Origin of the sequence: Hoeflea sp. 108 (assembly GCF_000372965.1) — a bacterium.
GTDB lineage: Bacteria > Pseudomonadota > Alphaproteobacteria > Rhizobiales > Rhizobiaceae > Aminobacter.
In genome coordinates this window covers 3,251,368-3,264,151 of record NZ_KB890024.1, presented here as the reverse complement: position 1 = coordinate 3,264,151, position 12,784 = coordinate 3,251,368, and the positions used below count along the sequence as shown (strand labels likewise).

Annotated in this window: 17 protein-coding genes; 11 read left to right on the top strand and 6 right to left on the bottom strand. The window is 62.9% G+C overall.

Features of this window, described 5'->3' with window-relative positions:
- Positions 1–36: 36 nt before the first annotated feature.
- The 6 genes from B015_RS0116145 to B015_RS0116120 form a co-directional block, all read right to left on the bottom strand.
- Positions 37–663, bottom strand: a complete 627-nt coding sequence (locus tag B015_RS0116145; protein ID WP_245262193.1) for a hypothetical protein — start codon at positions 661–663, stop codon at positions 37–39.
- On the bottom strand, positions 632–1,276 hold the full coding sequence (locus tag B015_RS0116140; protein ID WP_157632755.1) for a hypothetical protein: 645 nt from the start codon (positions 1,274–1,276) through the stop codon (positions 632–634). The genes B015_RS0116145 and B015_RS0116140 overlap by 32 nt, the downstream gene beginning before the upstream one ends.
- A 472-nt stretch (positions 1,277–1,748) precedes the next feature.
- Positions 1,749–1,997, bottom strand: a complete 249-nt coding sequence (locus B015_RS0116135) for a hypothetical protein (protein ID WP_026227353.1) — start codon at positions 1,995–1,997, stop codon at positions 1,749–1,751.
- A gap of 559 nt (positions 1,998–2,556) precedes the next feature.
- Complete coding sequence (locus B015_RS33290; protein ID WP_157632754.1) at positions 2,557–2,772, bottom strand: hypothetical protein; 216 nt, start codon at positions 2,770–2,772, stop codon at positions 2,557–2,559.
- A gap of 503 nt (positions 2,773–3,275) precedes the next feature.
- Complete coding sequence (locus B015_RS0116125; RefSeq protein WP_018428756.1) at positions 3,276–3,527, bottom strand: hypothetical protein; 252 nt, start codon at positions 3,525–3,527, stop codon at positions 3,276–3,278.
- 134 nt (positions 3,528–3,661) lie between these two features.
- Positions 3,662–3,859, bottom strand: a complete 198-nt coding sequence (locus tag B015_RS0116120) for a hypothetical protein (protein WP_018428755.1) — start codon at positions 3,857–3,859, stop codon at positions 3,662–3,664.
- A 159-nt stretch (positions 3,860–4,018) separates the two neighbouring features.
- Between B015_RS0116120 and B015_RS31050 the strand changes: the two genes are divergently transcribed.
- The 11 genes from B015_RS31050 to B015_RS0116065 all read left to right on the top strand — a co-directional run bounded on the left by B015_RS31050 (position 4,019) and on the right by B015_RS0116065 (position 12,779).
- Positions 4,019–4,531: a DNA-packaging protein gene (locus B015_RS31050; protein ID WP_040456274.1), complete on the top strand. Its 513-nt coding sequence runs from the start codon at positions 4,019–4,021 to the stop codon at positions 4,529–4,531.
- Positions 4,518–6,092, top strand: coding sequence for a terminase family protein (locus tag B015_RS0116110; RefSeq protein WP_018428753.1), 1,575 nt, complete (start codon positions 4,518–4,520; stop codon positions 6,090–6,092). The genes B015_RS31050 and B015_RS0116110 overlap by 14 nt, the downstream gene beginning before the upstream one ends.
- Complete coding sequence (locus B015_RS0116105) at positions 6,089–6,304, top strand: hypothetical protein (RefSeq protein WP_018428752.1); 216 nt, start codon at positions 6,089–6,091, stop codon at positions 6,302–6,304. Before B015_RS0116110 ends, B015_RS0116105 begins: the two co-directional genes overlap by 4 nt.
- Positions 6,304–7,974 (top strand): portal protein, encoded by a 1,671-nt coding sequence (locus B015_RS0116100; protein WP_018428751.1) that lies wholly within the window; start codon positions 6,304–6,306, stop codon positions 7,972–7,974. Before B015_RS0116105 ends, B015_RS0116100 begins: the two co-directional genes overlap by 1 nt.
- Positions 7,971–8,360 (top strand): hypothetical protein, encoded by a 390-nt coding sequence (locus tag B015_RS0116095; protein WP_040456271.1) that lies wholly within the window; start codon positions 7,971–7,973, stop codon positions 8,358–8,360. The genes B015_RS0116100 and B015_RS0116095 overlap by 4 nt, the downstream gene beginning before the upstream one ends.
- Complete coding sequence (locus B015_RS0116090) at positions 8,287–9,201, top strand: hypothetical protein (RefSeq protein WP_245262192.1); 915 nt, start codon at positions 8,287–8,289, stop codon at positions 9,199–9,201. The genes B015_RS0116095 and B015_RS0116090 overlap by 74 nt, the downstream gene beginning before the upstream one ends.
- Before the next feature lie 195 nt (positions 9,202–9,396).
- Entirely contained in the window at positions 9,397–10,230 is an 834-nt protein-coding gene (locus B015_RS0116085) for a phage capsid protein (protein WP_018428748.1), read from the top strand.
- A 12-nt stretch (positions 10,231–10,242) separates the two neighbouring features.
- Positions 10,243–10,551 carry a hypothetical protein gene (locus B015_RS0116080; protein WP_018428747.1) on the top strand — a complete coding sequence of 103 codons (309 nt, stop codon included), beginning with the start codon at positions 10,243–10,245 and terminating at the stop codon, positions 10,549–10,551.
- Positions 10,552–10,613: 62 nt separating this feature from the next.
- A complete protein-coding gene (locus tag B015_RS0116075; protein ID WP_018428746.1) occupies positions 10,614–11,927 on the top strand; it encodes a hypothetical protein in 1,314 nt (437 codons plus the stop codon).
- Positions 11,920–12,285, top strand: a complete 366-nt coding sequence (locus B015_RS0116070; protein WP_018428745.1) for a hypothetical protein — start codon at positions 11,920–11,922, stop codon at positions 12,283–12,285. Before B015_RS0116075 ends, B015_RS0116070 begins: the two co-directional genes overlap by 8 nt.
- Entirely contained in the window at positions 12,273–12,779 is a 507-nt protein-coding gene (locus tag B015_RS0116065) for a hypothetical protein (RefSeq protein ID WP_040456267.1), read from the top strand. The genes B015_RS0116070 and B015_RS0116065 overlap by 13 nt, the downstream gene beginning before the upstream one ends.
- Positions 12,780–12,784: the final 5 nt, after the last annotated feature.

The window sequence follows — 12,784 nt, the reverse complement described above, 5'->3', positions numbered from 1 at the left end:
TAAATGTGGGATGACCGAAGTGGGTGGAAAGCGACGCTAACTAGCGTCCTTGAATCTTGAGGCGGTAGCCACTGCACGTTCATATTCCGAACGCTCAAATGTGAACGGCCCAAAGCCGCTGTAGTCTCGTTGCGGACGATAAGGCTGGGAAAAATCGTGCCAGACCACAAGCTGGTTATCAGCCCGAACATGGGTAACCAGCGGCCAGCAGCCTGCCTCCCCGCACTGGCAAAACAGAGCGTATATCTCGCCTGGCTGACCACCTTCGATGGCCCCCATCTCTCCTAGAAAATAGGCGGCGAGCGGACCAAGCTCGTAATGCGAAGGCACAATGCCGCCATATCCTCCGGCGGGATCATTGTATCCGCTCTGGCGCTCGAAAGCGGCCACGAGGTCTGCCAGTTCTACACTGTCAATGCAGGGCATCAGCAACGCTGTGCCGCCGTTGATGTATTCGCACTTAAACGTCAGGACGTGGTTCATGGCGCTATTCAAGCGGGCGGTGAGCCCCAAGGTTTGAAAACAATCAAAGGTAACCAGACGTGGCGCTAACTGACAAGCAGCCGCAGTAACTGAGCCTTTCGGCGTCATTGACTTTTTGAATTTGCCTCGATGCCATCGCAACGATACATCATTCAGTTCTCCTGAATTCTCCTCGGCCAAGCGCCAAATAGCCGTCATCTATGGAGAGTTGTACTGGGTTGCTGCCACCGCCAGCGGCCAGCAGTTTTTCCCTCGGCCAACTCAACCACGCCAGCACACTATCGACCCGGCCCTCGGTCACTTTTTTGTCGGTTACGCCGAGAGAGATACCTTTCAGTGTCACTCCTGGGCCAAAGCTGGCGGCGAGATCGTCCGGATCGACCTTGCGAACGGTCTTCGGGTCGGTGATGTCTGTGAAAGTTACCAGCAGGGGATAAAATTTGCGTGGGACGCTGCGAACACCGCGTGCTCGGCTCATGGCTGCAAAGCCTGACGGGCTGACACTGAAGCCGCCGATCTCCTTGTCGAACGTCCGCATGGCGATGTATCTCGTATCCTCGCCCATCAGCGCGAACAGGTATCGGCCCGGCAAGACTTCCACCACCGTCGCCTCGCCGCTGAAGGTAGTCGGATAATTGCTCACCGAGTTGGCCTCCTGCCAACTGACATGCGTCACCGCTGATCCGCGGGCCAGACCTTGAGGGGTTTGCACTTCGATCGTCAGTTCTTGGTTCCACTCCCAAGTCTCGGGGAATGGGTTGCAGGCGGCCGCTAGCAGCGTGACTGCGACCAAGATCATTGCCCATTTGACTATGGTACTCGCCCCTTTGAAAAACAATCAAACCCCGATGCAGGAAATCAAACAAGTATCGCTGCGGCAATAGGCCTAGTGTGAGCAGTTCCAGGATAGGCAGCATAGCCCGCCATGAACTCCGAAGCATAAGTGACAGCCTCATGCCGCGTGGCAACGCGTGCCGCCACCTTGTTGGCGTAAGGCGTCCTTACCGCAACCAGCCAAATCGATTTGCGCCCTTCGGCGCCGATAGACCCTATGTGAGCGTAGACATCCATGCTTCTCGTCTCCGTTGTAATCGCGGAAACCTAGTCAGCAATGGTTTCGGTCCCAACTAGGCGGCATGCAGCGTTGGGATGTTGCTCACATCAACTTCGCGCTCGGCATGCCAGGCATCGTAATCAGAAGCCTAAGCCGGCTTGGTATCCGGCACCAGCGGCCAGCCGGGAGGGTAGCCCGGCATTCGTGCAATTTACTCTTGGGCGGATCTTTGCCGAATTCTGAAGATTGTCCATCCGGTGAAGACGATGCCTATCACGCCCAGCATCACGACGAACATGACAATCGGCTCATGTTGTTCGTTCGGGTCGCCGCTCGCCGTCGCTGCGGTAAACAAGAAGGCCGCCACCGACAGCGGCACCGCGATGATGGAGATGATTACGGCAATTGCTATGCCAAGGTTGGCGAACAGGTCGATGAAGAACCGTCGAGCACGCGCCATTCGCACCTCCTGATGAGGAGACATCCTCCCATCAAGCTCGGCACATGTCGAGATGAGTTCCCGGCCGGGCGGGTGATCCCGGCAATCAACCCCGAAAGGAACCCTGATGGTTCGAATGTTCCGAAGTCTCTTCTTCGGTGGCCTCGCCATGTTCGCGGCTGCCCTGCTTGTTCTCGCGTGGCCGGCCATTGTCGTGCTGGCCATCGCGGCACCTGCATTCGGCCTCCGTCGCTACAGCATGGCCGGCGTGGCGTCAGCACAGATCCAGGCAGTCGGGCTCAGCCTCCAGATTGGCAGCAGGATCTGGGGTGCTGCCCCCAAAAGCTGGTGGTCGCCTGGCCGAGGCATAGACAAACGCTCCTTGTGGCCGTCTTGCCTACAGATCCGGCTCCTCGCAGCAGACTACAGTTGCGGAGCAAGAACGGCGTTCGGCGTCAGTCTGGGCTCGCTTCGTTTGTCGCTTCGAACAACGGGCGTCTTTGGCGCGTCGGTCTCGGACCCGAGCGAACTCGGCTGGATGCTCTGGCGGCGCTCACTGCGTTGCTAGACGGCAGCCTGCTCAAATTTGATTGTAAGCGAGCCAGGCTTGAATGCCGATGGCGATCGAAGCGAACAGCGCGCCCCCACCATTGAGAAGTGAGCCGATTTGGGCCCGCCTTTTCACGCTCGGGGGAGGACCGCCCCAGTACGAGTCGGTCAGATCAGGCGTAACTACGGCCGAGCCGAACCAACAGGCAGCCGACAATGCCCCTGTAACGACAATTGCCCATTGCATGCTGCGTCTCCTTCGCACGAGGGGAATTGAAAAGGCAGCCCGTATCTGATCACTCGGCCAGCGCGTCCTCAACCGGCTTCGCTGTCACCTCCATGTTGAGCGCTTTCATCACGCCTAGGAAGGTCGACAGTCTAGGATCGCCGGTAGGACTGAGCGCCTTGTACAGAGCTTCGGGTTACGCCCGCGTCTCTGGCAACCTGGGTCATTCCTCGGGCGCGAGCGGCCAGCCGGGAGGGTAGCCTGCATCACCCCTGGTAACGCAGGTGCGGGGGAAGAAGCTGCGCCAACGGGTAATCAAAGTACCAAAGCAAGAAGAACCCGATGCGGCATACAGGAACCACGATGGCGCATTGCGTCGATTGAGGGCTGCTTCAGCGGCCCTTTTTACGTTTCTGGCAGTGCAGATCGAAGGGCGCGCCTTAGCCACTTCATCGACAACACGCTACCGTTCGGTGACGACGCACATGCGCCGCCGGTGTGGGGCGAGGGCGCAGCGTCGACCCTCAGGGTCGTATCGCCGCGTTGAAAATGCCGATGGCGAGAATTGCAAACAGGGTCAGGGCCCCGATCCCGCCGGCGATGATGCACCACCAGGCGCGGCCCTGTCCTTCGAGCGCTGGATTTGCCCTGAGCATCCGGCGCGCCATGATGCCCTGGTAAAGGGCATAGCAGGATCCGAGACCGGCGAGCCAGATAATCGAATACACGACGCCACGCGTGAGCATTCTGTCGAGCCTGATCTGCTCGGCCGTCAAACTTGAAGTCTCGTCAGCCATAGATCGCCCCCCAAGCAGCAGCGCTTCATCGCCCTGAACGCAGCCCAGCCAACGATACGCTGGGAGCACGCCAAATCAGCTTTGGACCTGCCTCACATGAATTCATTTCGGAATCAAAGGCCCTTTAGGCGATCAAGCTTCGCGATGAGCTCACGCACGGCAGCGGTGTTTTCTCGAACGGCTTCAGTGTTGGCCACACCGACCTCGATCATCTGCGATGCTTTGCGTTGGTTCAATCTGCCGATGAACCAGAATATCGCGCCAAACAAAAGCGCACTCAGACCGATGGCAACGACCTTCGACATATCCATTTGAAAAATGTTCGTCCTCTGAACAACAAGAAAAATCCAGCGCAACAAAGCAAAGCTGGCTCGCCACGGCAATAGGCGAAGTACAACCGCATAGGGGCATCCCGGCAGTATCCACCACGGGATGGCCGTCCCCGATCCACCGCCCCGAAAGGTCCCCCCATGCCCGCACCATCAGGTAACCAGTTCTGGAAGGTGCGCAGCTCTCATGGCCGTGCCCCGATCTTCGCCAACTCCGACGAACTTTGGCAGGCATGCACCGAATATTTCGAATGGGTCGAGGCGAACCCGCTCCATGAAGCCAGGCCCTTTGCCTATCAGGGCGAGGTCAAGGTCGAGATGATCGAAAGGATGCGGGCGATGACCATTTCGGGTCTCTGCATCTTCCTCGGCATCGCCCGCAGGACATGGGACAATTACGGCGAGCGTGACGGCTTCGACGACGTCACCGCGCGCGTCGAGGCGATCATCCGGACGCAGAAATTCGAAGGTGCGGCGGCCGATCTATTGAACACCAGCATCATCGCCCGCGAGCTCGGCCTTGCCGACAAGGCGGAGGTGACGGGCAAGGATGGTGCTGGCCTCGCAGCTCCCATGGACGAGCTGTCCAAGAACGACATTGCCCGCCGCGTCGCCTTCCTCCTGGCGCAGGGACTGAACAGTGCAGCTCAGTGAGGTGCTGGCCGCCCTCGACGCGCTGCCCCAGCAGGCGCGCCAGGAAGTGATCGACGAGGCGGTGAAGGCGTCGGCCGGCCGCTACATGATCCCCAATCCCGGGCCGCAGACCGAGGCCTGGCTCTCCAAGGCCGATGAAACCTTCTATGGCGGTGCGGCCGGCGGCGGCAAGACGACGCTGATCTGCGGCCTGGCGCTCGAGGAATACCAGCCGGCGCTGATCCTGCGCCGGCAGGCGACCCAGCTCAAGGGCATCGAGGACGAGCTTACCCGGATGCTCGGCGGCCGCGACGGCTACAACAGCCAGTCGCATGTCTGGCGCCTGGCCAATGGCGGCAAGATCGAGCTCGGCGGCGTGCCGCATGAGGCCGACAAGGAAAAATACCAGGGCCGCGCCCACCGGCTGAAGGCCTTCGACGAGATCACCCAGTTCACCGAGAGCCAGTATCGCTACATTATCGGCTGGCTGCGCGATGCGCAGGGACGGCGCTGCCGTGTCGTTGCCACCGGTAACCCGCCGACCTCGGCCGAGGGCATGTGGGTCGTCAGATACTGGGCGCCATGGCTCGACAGGAGCCATCCAAACCCGGCCGCGTCAGGCGAACTGAGATGGTTCACGACCATCGGCGGCGAGGACCGCGAAGTCGAGGCCGATTATGTCGGGCCCAAGGGTGAACGCCCCAGGTCCCGAACCTTCATCCGCTCGCATCTCGAGGACAATCCCGACCTGATGGCGACCGGCTACGCCGCGCAGCTCGAAGGCCTGCCCGACGACATCCGCGAGCGCCTGCGCTACGGCTCGTTCGAGCCCGACGGCAAGGACGATCCCTGGCAAGTCATCCCGACCGACTGGATCAGGCAGGCGCAGGCACGCTGGACCGACAACCCGCCCGACATGCCGATGACGGCGGTCGCCGCCGACATCGCCCAGGGCGGACCCGACAAGACGCAGATCCAGAGCCGGCGCGACTGGTGGTATTCGCGCTTCGCCAGCTATCCCGGCAAGGACACACCCGACGGGCCGACGGTCGCCGGCCTCATCATCAAGCACATGCGCGACCGCTGCCGCGTCGTCGTCGATGCCGGCGGCGGGTATGGCGGCGACACGCTGACCCAGCTTGCCCATGCCGACATCGACTGTTTCGGCTTCAAGGGCGGCAATGGCTCGGTCTCGTCGACGCGCGAGGGGCTTTACGGCTTCGCCAATCTCAGGGCGCAGGCCGTGTGGCAGTTCCGCGAACAGCTCGATCCGGCCTATGGCTCGCGGATCGCGCTGCCGCCCGATCCCGAGCTCGAGGCCGACCTGGCCGCCTTCCGCTTCGAAATCCGCTCCGGCGGCGGTGCTGAGCAAATTCTCGTCCTGCCCAAGGAGCTGATGCGCGAACAGCTCGGCCGCTCGCCCGACAAGGGCGACACCACGATCATGCTGTCGGCATCAGGCCTCAGCGGTCTCAAGCGCCCCAAGGCAGCGCAGGAGCGGCGGGAGCAATCGAGGATGCGGCTCCAGTCGGTGACATCGAACAGTACCCTGAAGGCCAAACTGCGAGGAAAACGCCCATGAGCGGACTTTTCGGAAGCAAGAAGCAGTCCTATCCCGAGCCGGAGCCGCCGGCGACGATGCCGGACCCAGAGGACCCGTTGGCCAAGCGCCAGCGCAGCCGGACGCGCTCGCTGGCGCCGGCGGCCAAGAGCAGTGCCGCCACAGACCGCCTGGCGCCCGTGCCCGGCACCATCGGACGCGAGTTCTCGCGCGGAACGCTCGGGGCTGTCTGATGAGCGATCAGGCAGGCCGCGACCTGATGGAGATCGATGCGCGCCTTTTCGCCGCGAAGGGCTCGCTCGACAGCCTGTACCAGGAAATCGCCGAGTTCCTGTATCCCGAGCGGGCCGATTTCACGACCGATATCGTGCTGGGCCAGGAGTTTGCCGCGCATCTGACCGACGCCACGCCTGTCTTGATGCGGCGCGAGCTTGGCGACCAGATCGGCTCGATGGTGCGGCCCGACGGCCGCCAGTGGTTCAAGGCGGCGGCGTCCAACAAGAGCGTCGGGCGCGATCGCGCGGCGGCGTCGTTCCTCGAATTCATGACCGACGTCAACAGCGCCATCCTGAACTCGCGCGACAGCGGCTTTCGCCGCGCCGCCCAGCAGGTCGAACATGACTTCGCCACCTTCGGCATGGGCTGGCTGCAGGTCAGCTACAACAAAAACCGCGACAACCTGCTCTACCGCTGCCATCACCCCAAGCACATGGCCGGGCAGGAGGGGCCCGACGGCCAGGTCAACCATGTCCACCGCAAATGCGACATGACGGCCGCGGCCATGGCCCACCTTTTTGGCGAGGCGAAACTTCCCCAGGCGGTGAAGAACGCGCTGCGCGACAAGGACCTCAAGACGACCTTCAAGGTCCGCCACATCTTCATTCCGCTGGAACTTTACGAGCCGCACCGCAAATTCCCCAGGGGCGCCAGATGGGCTGACGTCTATGTCAGCGAAGACGGCACCATTCTCCAGGAGCTGCCGGCCTTCACTTTCGACTACGTGGTGCCGCGCTGGTGGCTCTTGTCGGGCAAGTTTTATGCGGTTTCGACGGCAGCCTCGATCGGGCTGACCGAAAGCCGCATGTTGCAGCGCATGAAGATGACGATCATCGAGGCCGGCGAAAAGCAGGTCGACCCGCCGCTGATCGCCACGCAGGACGCCGTCCTGTCGCCCATCGACCTCGGCGCCAATGGCGTGACCTTCATCGACAGCGAATATGACGAACGCCTGGGCGCTGCACTGCGCGTGCTCGACCTCGGCAAGAATGTCGGCCTGGGCATCGATCTGATCAACGACCAGCGCAACCAGCTCGGCGATGCGTTCTTCCTGAGCAAGCTCCAGCCGATCGCGCAGGCCGACAAGACCATGACGGCCTATGAGGCGGCGCAGCGCGTCCAGGAATGGATCCGCAACGCCATGCCGCTGTTCGGCCCCATCGAGCATGAATGGACAGGTGCGGTACTCGACCTGACCACCGAAAAGGTGATGCGGGCCGGCGGCTATGGCCCGGTCGACCGCAACGGCGTTCCCTTGGACATGCCCGACATCCTGCTTGGCCAGACCATTCAGTACGAGTTCAACAATGTGCTGAAGGAAGCCCGTGACCGCCAGGTGCTGAACGCCTTCCAGGAAAGTGCCGGCGTGTTGCAGGCGGGTGTGGCGCTCGATCCGTCGCTTGCCGGCGAGGTCGACGCCCGCACCATGTTCCGCGACGCCTTTGCTGCGGTGCCCGGCGGCCGCGCCGACTGGCTGATCGACGCCGAGCAGGCGGCGGCCAACCGCCAGCAGGCGCAGCAGGCCATGGCCGAGCAGCAGCAGATGCAGCAGGTCGGCGATGGTGCTGCGGTCGCCACCCAGGTCGGGGACGCAGCGCAGTCGATCCGGGCTGCACTTGGACAATGACCCACAAACATTATCGCCCCTGGCATCCTCTCACTGTTCGCCCCGACAATGAGATGCCGCGCAACGACCTGGAAATCCGCAAGGCCGATTGCGCAGCACTGCAGGCGCTCGCCGCCGGCATCGCCAATGAGGACCAGCAAAAGCGCGCACTCGGTGCGATCCTGCACATTTGCGGCCTGCACCAGCCGGCCTGGATGCCGGCCGAGCATGGCGGCGAGCGCGACAGCTCTTTTGCCGCCGGAAAGCAGCATGTCGGCTTCCAGATCAGGAAGCTGATCACCCATTCCCTTTCCATTTTGACAGGTGAGAGCAATGACCGACCAGCCCATGACCACCGCAGCGGCAAACCAGCCGACGAGCGCAACGCCTGTCGCGCCAAACCCTGATCCGGCGGCAACACCCGCGTCGGCCCAGGCTCCGGCCCCGGGCGCTGCTCCGGACGCGGCGCTTCAGTCGCTGCGCGAACAGCTCGCCGGCGGCGACGCCGCCATGATGAAGCAGCTCGAGCGCTACAGGTCGACCGACGAGATTTCGAAGGCGTTCCGCGAGGGCTACAAAAACGCCAAGAACGGCGGCCGGCAAATCGAGCTGACCGACGCTTCGACATCAGAAGAGGTCATGGCCTATCGCGAGGCCAACGGCATCCCGCAAGACGCAACTGAGTATCCGGGCGCGTTCCGCGACGGCTTCGAGGTCACCGACGCCGACAAGGCGATCCTGTCCGACTTCAAGGCGGCGATGCATGAACGCAACGTCCCGCCGAAGATGGCAGCCGCCGCACTCGACTGGTATCAGGATTTCGCCGCCGCCCAGGCCCAGGACCTCAATGCCCAGCTCGCCAGGGTCGCCGGCGAAACGCAGAAGACCCTTCGCGCCGAATGGGGCGGCGACTATGACGGCCAGATCGGCGCGGCACAGGAGCTGATGAAGGCGCATCTCGGCCAGGACGGTTTCGGCGAGATGATGAGCCTGCGCCTCATGGACGGCTCGCGCCTGCAGGACAGCCTGCCATTCGTCAAGATGATGGCGACCATCGGCGCCGACTATTACGGCTCGACGGCCATCCTCACCGGCGACATCGAGGCGACGGGCAAGACGCTGGAAGCGCAGAAGCAGGAGCTTCTGGCGCTGCGCGTCGCAAACCCCGAAAAGTTCAAGAGCGACGACGTCCAGGGCAAGCTGACGAAGATCTACGCCCAGCTCGAAAAGGTCAGCGCCCGCACGTGATCCGGGCGCCTTCATAACAACGCGGCATCCCGGTTTCCGGCCCCGCACCCTGCCTCAATGCAAGCTGATGTGATGCCCCGCGCCAGGCGCGAGTAGCGGCCCCGTGCTTCGGCGCGGCATCCCGCGAAAGCCCTGATGCGGCACCCTGATCACGGCTGGAAGACCCCCTCCAATCATCATCGAAGGAATTCAAAAATGGCCTATGCCATCACGAAAACCCAGTACCGTGATGAGTGGGTCGTCGCCTTTCAGCGCGGCGAAACCTACCTCAAGGACTGCGTCACCAAGGAACTCATGATCAGTGGCCTGACGGCGTCGTTTGCGCTCCAGGGCGCTGCCGGCCGCATGACCAGGCGCGGCACCAACGGGCTCATCCCGTCGCGCAACCGCGCCGACACGCAGCCGACGGTGACGCTGGAAGAAAAGCACACCAAGGAGACCCGCACCGGCTTCGACGTGTTCACCGCACCGGCGAACCTGCGCGAGGCGATGCAGAACGCCAGCGCGCTCACGGCCTCGCGTGAAATCGACCACACCATCATCGACGCGCTGGCTGCCGCCACCAACTCTTATGCCGGCGGCGCGGCCCAGACCCTGACCTATGGCAAGACCGTCGATGCGCTGACCGAGCTTTTCGAGCTCGACGTCATGGTCGGCAACGAGATCACCTGCCTGTGGACCCCCAAGGCATGGGCTCGCCTCCTGACCTTCCAGGAGTTCAAGTCGGCCGACTACATCGATGCCAAGCCACTCGTCGGCCTGGCGCTCGACAAGCCGAAAATCTGGCTCGGCGCCAAGCACATCATGCACAACGGCCTGCCCGGCAAGGGCACGGCAACGGCGTCCAACTTCATCTTCGCAAAGCCTGCCGTGGGTCATGCCATCGCCGGCGATGTCAAGGTCGATGCGGGCTACAACGGCGAGGACGATTACTCCTTCGACCGCGCCACCATCTACGACGGCGCCACCATCCTGCAGCAGGCCGGCGTGATCAAGGTCGTCACCGACGACACCGCTGCATTCTCGTAAGGAGGCTTGCACATGGCTTATGATACCAACGGCTTCAAGCTCCTGAGCGATGGCCTTTCGGGCCCCAGCACCATGAAACAGTGGCTGCTGGACACCGTGGACGCCATCGCGACGGTCAACACCAACAACTTCATCAGCGACGGTTTCGCCAGGGGCGCACGCCAGGGCGACATCGTCATCGTGCGCACCCGCACGACCACGCTGTCCGGCCCGGTGACGGCGATCAACCATTGCTGGGTGATCGACGAAAAGACCGGCGCCGACGGTCTCGGCATCGACCTGACCGACGGCCTCGCCATCACGGCGACCGACACCGACTAACGCCGGCCAAGGCAACGGGGGAGGCTTTCGGGCCTCCCTTTTCCATTTCCCTTTGATCCACGGTGAGCCGTTTCTACTCGCTAAGCCCTACATTCGAATGGGATTTTTCGACATGGTCCGATTATGACGGCTGGCCGTGGGGCATCGAGGCTTTCGGCGGCCGTCTCTACTGGGGCAAGGGCGACTTCGTGCATGGCTCGGTGCCTGACGCCTTCCACAGCTTCGACGACAATGTCGAGGGCGACAGCGCCCCGATCTACCGCTCGATCGGCGCCAGCACCGACAGGGGCATCCTCTGGCTGCTCGGCCTGCAGCGCCTCATCGCCGGCACCGACAATTCCGAGATTTCGATCAAGTCGTCGAGCTTCGACGAGCCGCTGACGGCGTCGAGCTGGTTTCCGGTCGATGGATCGACGCAAGGCAGCTACGACCTGCGCTCGGTCAAATGCGACAAGGACGGCATCTTCGTGCAGAGCACCGGGCTCAGCGTTTTCGCGCTGATCGCCGAGCAGGGCACGCTGGACTACAGCGCGATGGACTTGACGGAAATGCACGAGGAGATCTGCGATGGCTCTCCTGTCGTCAGCGTCGCCGTGCAGCGCCAACCCGATACGGTCGTGTGGTTCATTCTCGAAAACGGCGAAGCGCGCGCCCTGACATACCGTCCCTCGCAGAAGGTAGTTGCCTGGTCGCGCGTGGTCACCGACGGCCAGTTCAGGCAGGTCATCGCCTGCCGGGGCAAGGGCCAGGACAATGTCTATTTCGCCATCGTGCGCAACGGCACGCAGCGGCTCGAACGGCTGGCCGACCTGAAGGACTGCCGCGGCGGCAAGACCAACTGCCTCGCCGACGGCTTCACGCGCTTCACCACGACAGCGGGGCAGACGACATTTGCCGTGCCGCATCTGCAAGGCAAGGGCGTGACCGTGTGGGTCGATGGCGCAGCACTCCATGACCAGGACAATCTTTATCCCGTGACCGCGGGCCAGGTGATCCTGCCGGCGCAACCGGCCGGCAAGGCGGTCGTCATCGGGCTGCCTTATGTCGGGCGCTGGAAGTCGACGAAGCTGGCTTATGGGGCTGCCAACGGCACGGCGCTGTTCAAGAAGAAGCGGGTGGCGCAGCTCGGCCTGTATCTTGTGAAAACGATGCTGGACGGCCTGCGCGTCGGCAAGGACTTCGACAGCCTCCGCCGCCTGACGGTGACCAAGGGCGACAAGCCGATCGCTGCGAACACGCTGTTCAACAGCTTCGACGCCGACATGATGTCGGTGTCCAGCGACTGGAGCACCGACAGCCGCCTGTGCCTCGAACATCGCTCGCCATACCCGTTCACGGCCGGCTCGCTGGTCATGGATGTGCAGACCAATGGCTGACATCAGGCCGGCCGACGACATCGACTTCGCGCGTTTCTACGGTGGCGTGCGGGTGACGGGGCAGTGGATCGGCCGCGCGCTCTGGCGTCGTCGGCTCCTGGCTGGTTTCGGCTGTGTGATCGAGACCGCCGAGGGCGAATGGATGGCCTTCCTGGAAGTGCCGGCCGAAGCGCGCAAGCCCTTCATCTTCCGCCACATCCTCAAGGTGATGGTCGAGGTGAAGAAGCGCGGCGCTCACACGATCAAGGCGACCTGCGACACGTCCATCCCGCGGGCCGAGGCGCTGATGACGAAGCTTGGCTTCAAGCCGACAGACGAAACACTGGACGGAAAGGCGATCTGGAAATGGGGTTCCTAGCACCTGTCCTTGGCGCAATCGGGACCATCGTGTCGGTTGCCGGGACGATGGAAGAGGGTCGCGAACAGAAGGCGCGATACCAGTACGAACAGAAGGTCGCTGCCCAGCAGGCCGACGAAGCGACCGCGGCAAGCCAGCGTGACGCGATGGCCCGCTACCGTGAGGGCCGATACCTGCTCTCCCAGCAGCAGGCCGCCATTGCCGGCTCTGGCGGGAACATGACCGATCCGTCGGTCATGCGCATCATGGACGACACAACCGAGCAAGTGACGCTCGCGGCAGAAACGGACATCTACAAGGGCGACCAGCAGGCGCGCGGCTACAACGACGCTGCCAAGGTGGCCGGCTACAACGCCAACAGCGCGATGCGAGCGGCGCGCATCAAGGCCGCAAGCACGCTCTTCTCCGGCATGTCGACGATGTTCAGCCGCTTCGGCGAAAGCAACACGAAGACCGCGACCTCGTCGACGGTCACGCCTCCCTATCCCTCCTAAGGGTG

Excerpts from the sequence above, each read along its gene's own strand:
- B015_RS0116135 (WP_026227353.1), bottom strand. The coding sequence starts at position 1,997 with ATGGCGCGTGCTCGACGGTTCTTCATCGACCTGTTCGCCAACCTTGGC.
- B015_RS33290 (WP_157632754.1), bottom strand. The coding sequence starts at position 2,772 with ATGCAATGGGCAATTGTCGTTACAGGGGCATTGTCGGCTGCCTGTTGG.
- B015_RS0116120 (WP_018428755.1), bottom strand. The coding sequence starts at position 3,859 with ATGGATATGTCGAAGGTCGTTGCCATCGGTCTGAGTGCGCTTTTGTTT.
- B015_RS31050 (WP_040456274.1), top strand. The coding sequence starts at position 4,019 with ATGCCCGCACCATCAGGTAACCAGTTCTGGAAGGTGCGCAGCTCTCAT.
- B015_RS0116105 (WP_018428752.1), top strand. The coding sequence starts at position 6,089 with ATGAGCGGACTTTTCGGAAGCAAGAAGCAGTCCTATCCCGAGCCGGAG.
- B015_RS0116100 (WP_018428751.1), top strand. The coding sequence starts at position 6,304 with ATGAGCGATCAGGCAGGCCGCGACCTGATGGAGATCGATGCGCGCCTT.
- B015_RS0116095 (WP_040456271.1), top strand. The coding sequence starts at position 7,971 with ATGACCCACAAACATTATCGCCCCTGGCATCCTCTCACTGTTCGCCCC.
- B015_RS0116090 (WP_245262192.1), top strand. The coding sequence starts at position 8,287 with ATGACCGACCAGCCCATGACCACCGCAGCGGCAAACCAGCCGACGAGC.
- B015_RS0116085 (WP_018428748.1), top strand. The coding sequence starts at position 9,397 with ATGGCCTATGCCATCACGAAAACCCAGTACCGTGATGAGTGGGTCGTC.
- B015_RS0116080 (WP_018428747.1), top strand. The coding sequence starts at position 10,243 with ATGGCTTATGATACCAACGGCTTCAAGCTCCTGAGCGATGGCCTTTCG.
- B015_RS0116070 (WP_018428745.1), top strand. The coding sequence starts at position 11,920 with ATGGCTGACATCAGGCCGGCCGACGACATCGACTTCGCGCGTTTCTAC.
- B015_RS0116065 (WP_040456267.1), top strand. The coding sequence starts at position 12,273 with ATGGGGTTCCTAGCACCTGTCCTTGGCGCAATCGGGACCATCGTGTCG.